The organism is Curtobacterium sp. MMLR14_002 (assembly GCF_001864975.1).
Taxonomy (GTDB): Bacteria; Actinomycetota; Actinomycetes; order Actinomycetales; family Microbacteriaceae; genus Curtobacterium; species Curtobacterium flaccumfaciens.
Genome location: NZ_MJGT01000059.1, coordinates 15,697 through 27,970 on the forward strand (window position 1 = coordinate 15,697; position 12,274 = coordinate 27,970).

14 protein-coding genes and 1 riboswitch are annotated in these 12,274 nt (G+C 73.9%); of the genes, 9 read left to right on the forward strand and 5 right to left on the reverse strand.

Annotated features, from left to right (window positions below):
- The first annotated feature begins 115 nt into the window (after window positions 1–115).
- Window positions 116–973, forward strand: coding sequence for a LysR substrate-binding domain-containing protein (locus BIU91_RS10400; protein WP_071405389.1), 858 nt, complete (start codon window positions 116–118; stop codon window positions 971–973).
- A 168-nt stretch (window positions 974–1,141) separates the two neighbouring features.
- On the opposite strand, the gene BIU91_RS10405 is transcribed toward BIU91_RS10400, so the two are convergent.
- The gene (locus BIU91_RS10405) at window positions 1,142–2,377 is read right to left on the reverse strand and encodes a hypothetical protein (protein ID WP_139196488.1); all 1,236 of its coding nucleotides are present in this window, start codon (window positions 2,375–2,377) and stop codon (window positions 1,142–1,144) included.
- Between the two features lie 97 nt (window positions 2,378–2,474).
- Between BIU91_RS10405 and BIU91_RS10410 the strand changes: the two genes are divergently transcribed.
- Entirely contained in the window at window positions 2,475–3,443 is a 969-nt protein-coding gene (locus BIU91_RS10410; RefSeq protein WP_071405391.1) for an aldo/keto reductase, read from the forward strand.
- Window positions 3,444–3,578: 135 nt separating this feature from the next.
- Here BIU91_RS10410 and BIU91_RS10415 read toward each other — a convergent pair whose 3' ends face one another.
- Window positions 3,579–4,214, reverse strand: a complete 636-nt coding sequence (locus BIU91_RS10415; protein ID WP_071405392.1) for an NAD(P)-binding domain-containing protein — start codon at window positions 4,212–4,214, stop codon at window positions 3,579–3,581.
- On the opposite strand from BIU91_RS10415, the gene BIU91_RS10420 reads away from it, so the two are divergent.
- The 4 genes from BIU91_RS10420 (at window position 4,213) to BIU91_RS10435 (ending at window position 6,130) form a co-directional block, all read left to right on the forward strand.
- Window positions 4,213–4,587: a GNAT family N-acetyltransferase gene (locus BIU91_RS10420; RefSeq protein ID WP_349775358.1), complete on the forward strand. Its 375-nt coding sequence runs from the start codon at window positions 4,213–4,215 to the stop codon at window positions 4,585–4,587. The two genes, BIU91_RS10415 and BIU91_RS10420, sit on opposite strands and share 2 nt — an antisense overlap.
- 21 nt (window positions 4,588–4,608) lie before the next feature.
- Window positions 4,609–5,070: a VOC family protein gene (locus BIU91_RS10425; protein ID WP_071405394.1), complete on the forward strand. Its 462-nt coding sequence runs from the start codon at window positions 4,609–4,611 to the stop codon at window positions 5,068–5,070.
- Window positions 5,071–5,153: 83 nt separating this feature from the next.
- Window positions 5,154–5,624 carry a MarR family transcriptional regulator gene (locus BIU91_RS10430; protein ID WP_051596672.1) on the forward strand — a complete coding sequence of 157 codons (471 nt, stop codon included), beginning with the start codon at window positions 5,154–5,156 and terminating at the stop codon, window positions 5,622–5,624.
- Window positions 5,621–6,130, forward strand: a complete 510-nt coding sequence (locus BIU91_RS10435) for a metallophosphoesterase (RefSeq protein WP_071405395.1) — start codon at window positions 5,621–5,623, stop codon at window positions 6,128–6,130. The genes BIU91_RS10430 and BIU91_RS10435 overlap by 4 nt, the downstream gene beginning before the upstream one ends.
- Here BIU91_RS10435 and thiD read toward each other — a convergent pair.
- From thiD to thiM, 3 genes are all read right to left on the reverse strand, one after another.
- Complete coding sequence (thiD, locus tag BIU91_RS10440) at window positions 6,127–7,629, reverse strand: bifunctional hydroxymethylpyrimidine kinase/phosphomethylpyrimidine kinase (RefSeq protein WP_071405396.1); 1,503 nt, start codon at window positions 7,627–7,629, stop codon at window positions 6,127–6,129. The genes BIU91_RS10435 and thiD overlap by 4 nt on opposite strands.
- Window positions 7,626–8,375 carry a thiamine phosphate synthase gene (gene thiE / locus BIU91_RS18530; protein ID WP_139196489.1) on the reverse strand — a complete coding sequence of 250 codons (750 nt, stop codon included), beginning with the start codon at window positions 8,373–8,375 and terminating at the stop codon, window positions 7,626–7,628. The genes thiD and thiE overlap by 4 nt, the downstream gene beginning before the upstream one ends.
- The gene (gene thiM, locus BIU91_RS10450) at window positions 8,372–9,235 is read right to left on the reverse strand and encodes a hydroxyethylthiazole kinase (RefSeq protein ID WP_071405397.1); all 864 of its coding nucleotides are present in this window, start codon (window positions 9,233–9,235) and stop codon (window positions 8,372–8,374) included. Before thiM ends, thiE begins: the two co-directional genes overlap by 4 nt.
- A riboswitch (TPP riboswitch) is annotated at window positions 9,224–9,319 on the reverse strand. (Overlaps the previous gene by 12 nt.)
- Window positions 9,320–9,387: 68 nt before the next feature.
- Here thiM and BIU91_RS10455 point away from each other — a divergent pair.
- The 3 genes from BIU91_RS10455 to BIU91_RS10465 all read left to right on the forward strand — a co-directional run bounded on the left by BIU91_RS10455 (window position 9,388) and on the right by BIU91_RS10465 (window position 12,261).
- Complete coding sequence (locus BIU91_RS10455) at window positions 9,388–10,338, forward strand: NUDIX domain-containing protein (RefSeq protein ID WP_071405398.1); 951 nt, start codon at window positions 9,388–9,390, stop codon at window positions 10,336–10,338.
- A 103-nt stretch (window positions 10,339–10,441) separates the two neighbouring features.
- Window positions 10,442–11,188, forward strand: coding sequence for a phosphotransferase (locus BIU91_RS10460; RefSeq protein ID WP_027465222.1), 747 nt, complete (start codon window positions 10,442–10,444; stop codon window positions 11,186–11,188).
- Window positions 11,185–12,261, forward strand: a complete 1,077-nt coding sequence (locus BIU91_RS10465; protein WP_071405399.1) for a winged helix DNA-binding domain-containing protein — start codon at window positions 11,185–11,187, stop codon at window positions 12,259–12,261. The genes BIU91_RS10460 and BIU91_RS10465 overlap by 4 nt, the downstream gene beginning before the upstream one ends.
- Window positions 12,262–12,274: the final 13 nt, after the last annotated feature.

Consider the following 12,274-nt stretch of genomic DNA (forward strand, 5'->3'; position numbering starts at 1 on the left):
CGGTGTGGATCTGGTACCTCAACGAAACTACGTGGCGCCGGCTCATTCGATACCCCTATGGTGGCTATCACTCCATTGCGATGTCGAATGAGGTCGCACCGACGGAAGGCGCGACGTGCTCGATCCGGTCCTGTTGCAGACGTTCCTGGCCGTGGCGGAGACCGGTAGCTTCACGCAGGCCGGGACCCGGCTCGGCATCAGCCAGCCGACGGTGTCGCAGCACGTCCGGCGCCTGGAGACCGCGGTGGCGCGCACCCTGGTCGCCCGGGACACCCGCGGCGTCGCCCTGACCGACAACGGGGACGCGATGGCCGGGTTCGCACGGACGATCCTCGCCGCGCACGCCACCGCCGACGCCTACTTCTCCGGCGCGGCCACCCGTGGGCGGCTGCGCTTCGGGGCGGCGGACGACCTCGCCATCACCCAGCTGCCGCGGATCCTGCGGGACTTCCGACGGCTGCACCCGCAGGTGAACCTCGAGCTCACGGTGAACCAGTCGGCCCCGCTGCTCCGCCGGGTGCACGCCGGCCAGCTTGACCTGGTGTTCATCAAGCAGACGGCGGGGGAGTCCGCCGAGGGCACCCGGGTCGCGACCGACCAGATGGTGTGGATGGCGCAGGACGGCATCGCCCTGGAACCCGGCGAACCCGTCCCGCTCATCGCGTACCAGGCGCCGAGCATCAGCCGGCAGATGGCGATCGACGCCCTGGAGGCCGCCGGCCGCACCTGGCGGATCACCTGCAACACCCGTGACGTCAACGGCGTGCTCGCCGCGGTGCGCGCGGGCATCGGCGTCGCGGTGTTCCCGCACTCGCTGATCCCGGCCGACCTGGTGAAGGTGTCGCAGCGGCTCGGGCTGCCGGACCTGCCGGCGGTGGACTACGTCCTCATCGCGAACCCGACGGTGCAGCGGGAGCCGATCGACGCACTGACGAACGCGATCCTGTCCCGCGGAGTCGTCCGCGCCGTCTGAGCGCGTGCATCGGCGGCGAGACGCCGGCGTGTTCGGGCTGGTGTCCGCAGCAAGACGCCGGCGTGTTGTCTCGACACCGCCGAGCCGTCGAGACGCCGCGACTTTCGGAGGCGTCTCGACGTCGACGCGGCGTCCTGCCGAGACGACGGCGTCTGAGCGCTCGCCGCGCTACGGGGCGAGCGTCGGGGTCGTGCCGGTGCCGGTGACGTCCGGCAGCGTCACGCCCGCGAGCGGCAGCAGCGCCGCCGCGACCGCCCACAGCAGCACGATCGTGCCGACGCCACCGAGCACGGCGCCGAGCAGCGCGACCGGCCGCTGCCACGTGGCCGTCCGGTCGCGGAGCGTCACGATCGAGAGGACCAGCGCGAGCAGTCCGAGCACCACGCCGACGCCGTGCACGGTCGCGGGAGCGGTGAACCACCAGGCCGCCAGACCGATCGTCGCGATCCCGGCGACGGCGCCGAGCACTGCGCCGGCGGTCGCACCGAGCGCACGGCGTGGCTCCGGCAGGGCGGCTGCGGCCACGGGCTGGTCGAGCAGTTCGGTCGGGAGGCCCGCCTCGCCCCCGCCGGCACCCTGCGGCACCGGGGTGGGTGCGACCAGGGCCGTGGTCGCCCGGGCTTTCGGGGTCGCGACGGCGGTGCCGCCGGAAGCGGCGGTGGTCGGCGCCGCGTGCAGCACGGCGTCGAACGACCCCGCGGCTGCGGGAGCGGGTGCTGGTGCTGGTGCGGCCGACCGTGCGGCGGCCTGCTGGTGGGCGAAGCGTCGGGGCGTCCGGTAGCCGATCGGGCCGACGGGCTCGGGTTCGGTGCCCTCGACGACCACGTGTTCGAGGCCGGGCACCGAGAACCGGGGCTGTCCGGCGACGGGCACCGCGGGTGCGGCGGTCGGCGGTGCCTCCGGCGAGGGGGTGGTGAGCGGTGCGACGAGTGGTGCGGCGTCCGCTGAGGCGGGTGCGGCGGCGACCGGGGAGACCGGCACCACGAGCCCGGAGGCGGGGACGACCGACGACGGCGGCACCGCGGGGGTCTCGAACGGCACGGTGTGCACGTTCGGTGACGTCGGGGCCGGGGGCAGCAGTTCCTGCTGCGGCGGGAAGTCGGGCACGGGGGCGTCGGCCTCGACCAGTGCGGCGATCGACGCGGGCTCGGACGTCGGTGCGTGCGCGGCGGGTGCCTGCTCAGCCGCGGCGTTCCCCGCCGGGGCGACCGTGGTCGGTGGGACCGGCGCCGCGTGGGCAGCGCGTGACGAGGCGGGGGTGGGGCGGGCCTCCCGGCCGGAGGAGTTCACGTGACCGGCGGCGGCGACCCGCTCGGGCGCGACCTCGTCGACGGGCGGCGCGGTCACCCAGGCCGGGACGGGCCGACGGGGCCGGTCCGATTCGGGCATGCGATGCGCTGCCACTGCGGCGCTCCTTCCGTCGACTGATCCATGCTCAGTTGTAGCGGCAACCGCTGTGTGGATCGCAGCCCCAGTTCGGGGTCGCCGGTACGTTCGGGTGATGACCGGAATCGAACACCGTCCCCTGGGCCCCTCGGGGCTCGTCGTCTCCACCGTCGGCCTCGGCTGCAACAACTTCGGGCGGCGGGGAACCGCGTCCGAGTCGCAGGAGGGCACCGACGCCGTCGTCGCCGCGGCCCTGGACGCCGGGGTGACGCTCTTCGACACCGCGGACATCTACGGCGGCGTGCCGGGCATGTCCGAGGAGATGCTCGGACGCTCGATCCGTGGCCGCCGCGACGAGATCGTCCTCGCCACGAAGTTCGGCATGGACATGCAGGGCGCGAACGGGCCGGACTGGGGGGTCCGCGGGTCCCGCCGGTACGTGCGGCTCGCGGTCGAGTCGTCGCTCCGCCGCCTCGGCACGGACTGGATCGACCTGTACCAGATGCACCGGCCCGACGAGGTGACGCCGATCGAGGAGACCCTGTCGGTCCTCGACGACCTGGTCCGCGAGGGCAAGATCCGGTACGTCGGTCACTCGAACTTCGCGGGGTGGCAGATCGCCGAGGCCGAACTCACGGCGTCGATCGCCGGGACCACCGCGTTCGTGTCCGCGCAGAACGAGTACAGCCCGCTCGCCCGGGACGCCGAGGCCGAGGTCCTGCCGGCGGTGCGGGCGTACGCGCTCGGCTTCCTGCCGTTCTTCCCGCTGTACAACGGGCTGCTCACCGGCAAGTACACGAAGGCGGGCGGCCCGGCCGACGGGCGGCTGACGACCTCGAAGCCGCAGGTGCTCGAGGATGCCCCGTGGGACGTGCTCGGCGACTACCAGCGGTTCTGCGACGACCGGGGTGTGACGATGCTGCAGGCGACGTTCGCGTGGCTCCTGGCGCAGCCGGGGCTGTCGAGCGTCATCGCGGGGGCGACGAAGCCGGAGCAGATCTCGCAGAACGTCGAGGCGGGCACGACGTGGACGCCGACCGAGGACGACATCGCCGACATGACGACGATCTTCGACCGAGCCTGAGCGGGCTTGCGCGCCCGGTCGGCTCGTTGCGCGCCCGGTTGTTTCGCGCTGAGCGACAGGTCACGGGCTGCGGAGCCCGTGGGGTGTCGCTCAGCGCGAAACGGCGTCGGGGGCGCGCGGCGGCGGTGCGGCGGACTAGCGCGTCGCGGCGGCCAGGGCGTCGCGCAGCTCGGCGGCGGTCATCCGCGGGCCGTAGCCGGGGGTGTCCCGCTGGATGCGCCAGCCCTCGGCGAGCGGTCCGGCGTCGACGACGTCGAAGCCGAACGCGTCGATGAGCTCGGCGACGGTCTGCTTGGCGGAGTCGTCGTCGCCGGCGATGACCAGGGCACGACGGTCGGGGGTGCCGGCGGGCGTCGCGTGGCCGGTCAGGTCGTCGGCGCCGATGTGGTTGAACGCCTTCACGACACGGGCACCGGGCAGGTGGTCCTGCAGCATCTCGGCCGTGGTCGTGGACTGGTCGTCGAGGGCGGCGATGTGGCCGTCGCGCTCCCAGTAGTAGTTGTTCGTGTCGATGACGACCTTGCCGACGAGGGGCTCGACGGGGATGGTCTCGATCGCGGCGAGTGGCACCGTCACGACGACGATCTCGCCCGCTGCGGCTGCCTCGTCGCGGGTCGCTGCGCGTGCGCCGTCGCCGAGTTCCGTGACCAGGTCGGTCAGGGTCTCCGGGCCGCGGGAGTTCGCGATGACGACCTGGTGGCCGTTCCGTACCGCGAGCCGAGCGAGCTGGGATCCGATGTTGCCAGCGCCGATGATTCCGATGGTTGTCATGGTGTCCCTGCAACGCTGCCCGCCGTCGTGCATTCCCCGGGAGGCGCGAACGCCCCGCCGGGAGCATGATGGCGGCATGGACCACGAGTTCCGCGACGAGACCGACCAGGACCGCTACGCGATGTACGTCGGTGGCGAGCTCGTGAGCGTGCTCGACTACCGGGTGAACGGTGACGCTGTTGCCTTCCCGCACACGTACACGGTCCCGAAGCACCGCGGCCACGGCTACGCGGCGCAACTCGTCGAGTACGCCGTCGCCGACGTCGAGTCGTCGACCACGAAGCGCATCGTCCCGATGTGCTGGTTCGTCGGCAAGTGGTTCGACGAACACCCCGAGAAAGCCGACCTGCTCATCCGCAGCGCCGCGGACTGAGCACCGAACGAAGGGGCTCCCGTGCCCACCATCACCCCGTTCCTCTGGTACGACGACCAGGCCGAACAAGCGGCCGAGTACTACGTCGGACTGTTCCCCGACAGTCACGTCGACAGCGTCAGCCGGATGCCCGACGGCCGTGCCCTCGTCGTCGAGTTCACGTTGCTCGGCGCCCCGTACCGCGCGATGAACGGCGGCCCCGGGCACCCGCACACCGACGCGGTCTCGTTCCAGATCGACGTGGACACGCAGGACGAGCTCGACCGGCTGTGGGACGCCCTGCTCGCCGACGGCGGGAGCCCGACGGCGTGCGGCTGGTTGACGGACCGCTGGGGTCTGGCGTGGCAGGTGACCCCGTCGATGCTGGGGGAGCTGATGAGCGGATCGGGTGATCCGGAGGCCAACGCCCGCGTGTTCGAGGCCATGATGCAGATGGTCAAGCTGGACATCCCCGCGCTGCAGGCTGCCGCGGCCGGTCGCTGACCCCACTCCACGCGGACCCGCCGGTAGTGTGACCGGACGAGAAGACCGCCGGCAGGCGCCGGCACAGACAGGCTGGAGCCACCATGGACCACCCGAGTTCGAGGGTCCGCAACAGCGACATCAGCCGGGCGTACACGGAGCTCGCCCGCATCACCCGTCGGGCGAGCATCCGTGCCCGCGGCTCCGACCAGGTGTTGAGCGTCGTCGACCAGTCCCTCGTCGACTTCGTCGTCCAGCACCCGGGCTGCATGGCCATCGACATCGCCCGCTACCTGCGCCTGAACCGTTCGACGATCTCGCGGCAGCTGTCCGGGCTCCTCGCGACCGGACTGGTGCGGACGACCGACGGCGGCAGCGGCAACGCGAAGCCGCTCGAGGCGACCGACGCCGGCCGCGCAGCGCTCGAGCGGTCGGTGCAGCTGCACCGGGACGCGCTCGACGAACGGCTCGCCGACTGGTCGGACGACGACATCGCACTGCTCGCCGGGCTGCTGGAGCGCCTCGGCGCCTCGGACGAGGCCGGGCTCCCGATGCCGGCACCCACCGAGTCGTGACGACGTCGTTCGTCCTGCTGTCCGACACACACCTGCCGAAGCGCGCGAAGGACCTGCCGCCCGGACTGTGGCACGACGTCGACGCGGCCGACCTCGTGGTGCACGCGGGGGACTGGGTCGACCTCGCCACCCTCGACGCCGTGCAGGCGCGGTCCAGCCGGTTCGAGGGCGTGCGGGGCAACAACGACGGTCCGGAGTTCGACGACCGGCTGCCGCTCGTCGCCCGGTTCGGTGTCGAGGACCTGCGCTTCGCCCTGGTGCACGAGACCGGGGCGTCGACCGGTCGGGAACGGCGGATGGACGCCGAGTACCCGGACACCGACGTGCTCGTCTTCGGCCACTCGCACATCCCGTGGGACACCGTGGCACCGTCGGGGATGCGCCTGCTGAACCCCGGTTCGCCGACCGACCGCCGTCGCCAGCCCGACCACACGTGGATGCTTGGCACGGTCAACGGCGCCGAGCTCTCCGTCGAACTGGTGCGGCTGCCCCCGGTCGCCCGCTAGCCCCGGTCGTCGGCCTGTGTCGGCATCCGGAAGAACGCGAGCTCCCACTCCGCCGAACGCCGGAACGCCCGCGCCATCCGCCCTCGCTCGTCGGGCGTCGCCGCACGGGCTGCCTCCTCGACGAGCCGGGTCGCCTCGGCACTCGACGCCGCGAACCCCGGGTCCCCGTACGCCGTGATCCAGTCCGCGAAAGCGTGCCCGTCCGGAGCGACCCCGAGCTGCGACCCGACCCAGGCGTAGACACGGAAGCACGGCAGCACCGCGGCGGCGAGCACCGCACGGGAGCCGGAGTCCGCCGCCTGCTGCAGGTGCGCGAGGTACCCGGCGCACGTGGGGTGCACGGGATCGTCGGCGTGCGAACCGGCCAGCCGACGGTGGTGCAGGTCGCGGGCCTCGTCGGCACACCCCTGCGCAGCAGCCGCCCAGAACGCAGCAGCATCGCCAGCACCAGCACCAGCACCAGCACCAGCACCCGAACCAGCACCCGAACCAGCACCGGGCGCACCGACCCCGAGTGCCGCCAGGTGCCGCTCGTACGCCCGCAGGTAGTGGACGTCCTGCGCCAGGTAGCCCGCGAACACCTCCGGATCGAGGGTCCCGTCCCGGAGTCCCACCAGGAACGCGCAGTCGATCGTCTCCTGCAGCACCGATGCCGCATCCGCCCACCACACGTCCGTGTACGACAGCGCCGGCAGGGCTGTCCGCGCCTGCGCCCCGTGGTCGACCGGGCCGTTGCCGCTCCCGACCGACAGAGCATCGGCTCCGCGGAGCGCCGCCGTCAGCCACTCCTTCGCCACCCCGACCGCGAGCTCCCAGTCGCCGTGCCGCGCGGCGAGCGTCGCGATCGCACTGGAGAGCGAGCACCCGGTGCCGTGCGTGTTCGTCGTCGCGACCCGGGGACCCGTGAACACCCGCACGGTGCCGTCCGGTGCCACGAGCACGTCGTCCGAGGTGGGTCCCTCGTCGTGGCCGCCCTTCGCCAGCACCAGGACGTCCCACCGCCCCGCCACGGCACGCGCGGCATCCAACGACGACGCCGACGACGACACCCCGGCCAGCTCCGCCAGCACCACGAGCTCGGCCCGGTTCGGCGTCACCAGGTCGGCGAGCGCGAACAGCGCCCCCATGGCCGCTGCCGCGTCCTCGTCGAGCAGCCGGTCCCCGCTCGTCGCCACCATCACCGGGTCGACGACGACCACCGGCGGCCGGTGCTCCCGCAGCCAGTCCGTCACGACCCGCACGACGTCGGCGGTGCCGAGCATCCCGATCTTCACCGCGTCGACCACGACGTCGTCCGACACCGCGTCGAGCTGCTCCCGCAGGAACCCGACGTCCGGCACGTGCACCGACCGCACCCCGTGCGTGTTCTGCGCGACGAGCGCCGTCACGACCCCCATCCCGTACCCGTCGTGCGCGGCGATCGCCTTGAGGTCCGCCTGCATCCCGGCCCCGCCCGTCGGGTCGGTCCCGGCGATGGTCAGCACCCGCGGGACGCTCATGCGTCCGCCCCGTGGTGCGTGGCGTCGGCCTGGAGGGACGGATCGCCAGCACCTGACGGCCTCGCCTCCGTCCCGTGGTCGGGTCCAGGGCCCCACGCGGCCACGTACGCCGCCGCGGCGGATCCGGGGTCGGCCGCGGCGCAGATGCCCGAGACGATCGCGACCCCCGCGGCACCGGCAGCCCGGAGCGGCGCGACGTCGTCGAGGGTCACCCCGCCGATCGCCACGCACGGCACGTCGGTCGCGGCGGCAAGCCGGGCGAACCCGTCGTGGCCCAGAGCCGGCGGGTGGTCGGCCTTCGTCGCGGTGGGGTGCACGACCCCGACGCCGAGCAGGTCCACGGTGCCGCGGGGCAGTCGCTCGACGGCAGCCAGGTGCGCGAGCGTGTTCGCGGTGAGGCCCACGTGGGCGTCCGCTCCGAGCAGGGCACGGGCGGCGGTGACGGGGACGTCGGACTGGCCGAGGTGCACGCCCGCGACCCGGTGTCCCGCGTGCCGTGCGGCGAGGGCGACGTCGAGCCGGTCGTCGACCACCACCGTCGCACGGTCCCCGACGGCGTCGGCGACCGCGGCGGTCAGGGCGAGCAGGTCACGCGCCGAGGCGTCCTTGTCCCGCACCTGCACGATCCGGACCCCGGCGTGCACGGCGGCACGGACGACCCCGAGCACCCCGATGCCGTGCCGGTCGGCCAGGGCACCGTCGGTCACCAGGTAGACGCCGAACCCGGCCGGCTGCAGGGCGCTCATGCCGACACCGCCCGGGCATCGACGGGAGCGGTCTCGACCGTGATGCGGGCCTCGCGGACGACGTCCTCCGGGGTCAGCGACGCCAACCGGTCGAGGAACAGCGGCTGGAAGGTCCCCGGTCCGCCAGCGTCCCGCGCCGCGAGCTCCGCGGCGATCGTGTGCACGGCGGTGGCGGCGACGGCAGCGGCACCCGCGTCCTCCGGCGCGACCGACGTGAACGCGGCGACGACCGCGCCGAGCGCACACCCGCCACCGGTGATCCGCGTGAGCAGGTCGGTCCCGTTCGCCACCCGGACCACACCGATGCCGGGCGCGACCAGCAGGTCGACCGCACCCGACACGGCCGCCGCGGCCACGAGCCTCCCGTCCGAAGCAGCGACGGACGCGACCCGGGCGTCCTCCGTGCCCACCGTGCTGTCGACCCCGCGGCCACCGGCCGAGTCGCCGAGCAGGGCGAGCACCTCGGACGCGTTGCCCCGCAGCACCGTCGGGTGCAGCGCGACCAGATCGCGCGCCAGGGCGGTGCGCACCGGCAGCGAGCCGACCGCCACCGGGTCGAGGACCCACGGGGTCCCCGCGGCACGGGCGGCGTGCACGGCCTCGAGCGCGGCGACCCGCGGTTCGGCGTGCGGGGTACCGGTGTTCACCAGCAGGGCATCGGCGACGCGGGCGAACGGCCCCGCCTCGGTCGGCACGTCGACCATCGCGGGCGAGGCCCCGAGTGCGAGCAGCGCGTTCGCCGTGACGTTCTGCACGACGGTGTTCGTGATGCACTGCACCAGCGGCGCCCGGGCACGCACGGCCTCGAGCAGTTCGGCGGTTCGGTGGGCCCAGGCAGGGGAGGGCGCAGCGGTTTCCATGGACGATCCCTTCGCGAGTACGAGCTCGAGCAGGTTCGACGGGTGTGATCTCAGCCGCTGGATGCGGCACCCCGTGTCTCGAGCGACACCGTACACGACGCCCGGTGACCACTTCGAGGCCCGCTCCGGGCACCGTGTGCCAGGGTTGGACCGTGCCAGATGCAACGCCCCCCGGGCCCCCACCCGGCCCCCGCGACCCCGGCGACGCGTGGGCGGTCGGCCCCGACGGCACCAAGGCGTGGGGACGCTTCGGCGCCGCCGGCCTGCTCGTCGACGACGGCGCCGGCCGCGTGCTCCTGCAGCACCGCGTCGAGTGGAGCCACCACGGCGGCACCTGGGGCATCCCCGGCGGCGCACGGCACCAGGGCGAAGCAGCCGTGACCGCCGCCCTCCGCGAGTCCGCCGAGGAAGCCGGCGTGCCCGACGACGCGATCGCCCTGCGCCACACGGCGCTGCTCGACCTGGGCTTCTGGACCTACACGACCGTCGTGGCACGCGCCTCCCGACCCTTCGAACCCGTCATCGCCGACCGCGAGAGCCTCGCCCTGTCGTGGATCCCGATCGACCAGGTCGACGACCTGCCCCTGCACCCCGGCTTCGGCAGGTCGTGGCCGGCGCTCCGCGCCACGATCGCGACCACCCCGCACGTCGTCGTCGACGCGGCGAACGTCGTGGGCAGCGTGCCCGACGGCTGGTGGAAGGACCGAGCCGGCGCCGCATCGCGCCTGCTCGCACAGGTGTCGGCGCTCGCCGCGGGCGGGGTGTCCGCGTCGTTGCTGGACCTGCCGTTCGCGCGGTGGTGGCCGCGGTGGACCGTGGTGCTCGAGGGGGAGGCCCGGGCCGCTGCGGACGTGGGCGGTGCTGGTGGAGACGGCGGTGCGGACCGCGCTGTCGGCGCTGACCGCGGCGCCGCCACCGGCGCTGTCGGCGTCGTCCGTGCTCCGGCTTCCGGCGACGACGCCATCGTCGAGTCCGCGCAGGCCGCGGTGCAGGCCGGCGACGGGCCGGTCGTCGTCGTGACGGCCGACCGCGAGCTCCGCGACCGCGTCGAGGCCCTCGGCGCGGTCGTCCACGGGCCGTCCTGGTTGCGCGACCAGCTGTAGCCGCCTGGACCGCCGTGTTCCGGATGGTGACCGAGCGGCCGTCGGTCGCTGCCGGTACGCTGGCCCTGACGTCAACGGAGACGCAACACGCAGGAGGTTCCCCTTGGAGCGCATCACCAGGGCCGACGACCGAGTCCACCGCCCCGCCGGGCCGTGGACCCCCACGGTGCACCGGCTGCTCGCCCACCTGCACGAGCAGGGGTTCGTCGCAGCCCCCGAACCGATCGCCCTCGGTGACACCCTCGAGACGGTCTCGTTCGTGCCCGGTGTCGCGGGCGAGTACCCCTGGACCGAGGACATCGCCAGCGAGGCCGCCCTCGTCACCAGCGCCCGACTGCTCCGCCAGTTCCACGACGCCGCCGCCAGCTTCCCGCGCAGCGCCACCGACGACCTCTGGTCCCAGGCCGACCGTGCCCCCGTCGAGACGATCGTGCACGGCGACTTCGCCCCCTACAACTGCGTGTACGACGGCATCGCCGCCGTCGGCCTGATCGACTTCGACACCGCCCACCCCGGGCCACGCGTCTGGGACGTCGCGAGTGCCGTCTACCGGTTCGCACCGTTCACCACCGGTGCCGTCGAGGGATCGACGGCCCCCGACCTCGACGAGCGGCTCGCACGGGCCGCCGAGTTCTGCCGCGCCTACGCCCTCGACGACCGCTCCCGCAGCGTCCTGGCCGAGACGATGATCGCGTCCCTCGTCGCCCTCGTCACGACGATCGAGCACGAGGCCGCCGCCGGCAACCCGAAGTTCGTCAGCGACCTGCAGCACGGCCACGCCGACCTGTACCGCGCCGACGTCGCCTACCTGGAGCAGCACGCCGACGCCGTCACCGCCGCCGTCGCGTGACCACCAGCCCCGCGCGGCTCCGCACGGCGCGCTTCGCGTCGCAGGGCATCGCGGTGCCCGGGCTGCGCCCCACCGAGGTCGTCGAGCGGATGCTGGCGGTGCAGGGGCAGGACCTCGGCCAGGTGCTCTGGGCCATTGGGGTCCGCGCTCCCGGATCGTCGCGGGACGACGTCCGCGAGGCCTTCGACCGCGGGGAACTCGTCCGCTCGTGGCCGATGCGCGGCACCCTGCACGCCTTGCGCCCCGACGACCTGCGACTGCTGCTCTCGCTCACCGCCGAACGGACGCTCCGCACGATCGCCCGGCGCGCCGCCGAGCTCGGCATCGACGACGCCCTGCTCGGCCGGGCCCGGGACGCGACGATCGCGGCCCTGGGCGGTGGTCGCGCGCTGGTCCGGGACGACCTGTTCGCGGCGTACCGCGCTGCCGGCATCGACCCGTCCGGAGGTCGCGGCTACCACCTGGTCCTGCAGCTCGCGCAGGAATGCCTCGTCGCCTGGGGGCCCACCGCCCGCGTCGGGCAGGGGCTCGTCCTGCTCGACGAGTGGGCACCCGCCACCGCTGACCCGCCGGACCGCGACGAAGCCCTCCGCCGGGTCCTGCTCGGGTACCTGCGTGGCCGTGGCCCCGCGACCGAGGCCGACGCCGCGAGCTGGACGAAGCTGCCGCTCGGTGACCTCCGCCGAGCGCGGGCCGCGGCGGGGAACGCGGTGGAGGACCTCGGCGACGGGGTCCTCGACCTCGCCGACCGGCCGGCAGCCGCGCGCGTCCCCACCGGGCACCTGCTCCCCGGCTTCGACGAGTACCTGCTCGGGTACGCCGACCGGTCCGCGCAGCTCGACCCCGCGCACGCCGACCGGGTCGTCCCCGGGGCCAACGGCATGTTCCTGCCGATGGCAGTCGTCCGCGGTCGCGTCGTCGGCACCTGGAAGCGCACCGAGCGCCGGGCCGGGCACCTCGTCACCGTCACACCCTTCGGTGCCCTCGACGCGGCATCGGTCCGCGCGCTCGAGGCGGCGGCCGCGCGGTACGCGGCGTTCCTCGGTGCGCCCGTCGCGACCACGGTGGTCTGACGCGACCACCTGC

Coding starts and splice junctions, on each gene's coding strand:
- BIU91_RS10410 (WP_071405391.1), top strand. CDS start 2,475: ATGACCGGAATCGAACACCGTCCCCTGGGCCCCTCGGGGCTCGTCGTC.
- BIU91_RS10420 (WP_349775358.1), top strand. CDS start 4,213: ATGGTGTCCCTGCAACGCTGCCCGCCGTCGTGCATTCCCCGGGAGGCG.
- BIU91_RS10415 (WP_071405392.1), bottom strand. CDS start 4,214: ATGACAACCATCGGAATCATCGGCGCTGGCAACATCGGATCCCAGCTC.
- BIU91_RS10430 (WP_051596672.1), top strand. CDS start 5,154: ATGGACCACCCGAGTTCGAGGGTCCGCAACAGCGACATCAGCCGGGCG.
- thiD (WP_071405396.1), bottom strand. CDS start 7,629: ATGAGCGTCCCGCGGGTGCTGACCATCGCCGGGACCGACCCGACGGGC.
- thiE (WP_139196489.1), bottom strand. CDS start 8,375: ATGAGCGCCCTGCAGCCGGCCGGGTTCGGCGTCTACCTGGTGACCGAC.
- thiM (WP_071405397.1), bottom strand. CDS start 9,235: ATGGAAACCGCTGCGCCCTCCCCTGCCTGGGCCCACCGAACCGCCGAA.